The following is a 208-nucleotide window of genomic DNA, read 5'->3' as shown; positions in this document are numbered from 1 at the left end:
CTCGGCATCCTCAAGGCCGGTGGCGCCTACGTGCCGCTGGACCCCAGCTACCCGCGCGAGCGCTTGGGCTGGCTGCTGGAAGACTCCCAGGGCCCCGCCCTCGTCGCCCATTCACATCTTCTGTCTGCACTGCCCGAAACGTCGGCCACAGCGGTGTGCCTCGACTCGGATGCGGAGCTGGTGAAGCAGCCCACCACGGCGCCCGCCG

Annotated in this window: 1 protein-coding gene; it reads left to right on the top strand. The window is 70.2% G+C overall.

Annotated features, from left to right (window positions below):
• A partial coding sequence (locus tag ACLEQD_RS45460; RefSeq protein WP_410392085.1) for an AMP-binding protein occupies positions 1-208 on the top strand: 208 nt, incomplete at both ends.

Origin of the sequence: Corallococcus sp. 4LFB (assembly GCF_046520365.1) — a bacterium.
GTDB classification, from domain to species: Bacteria; Myxococcota; Myxococcia; order Myxococcales; family Myxococcaceae; genus Corallococcus; species Corallococcus caeni.
Note: the sequence above shows the minus strand (reverse complement) of the source record. Positions and strands in the feature narration are given on the sequence as shown.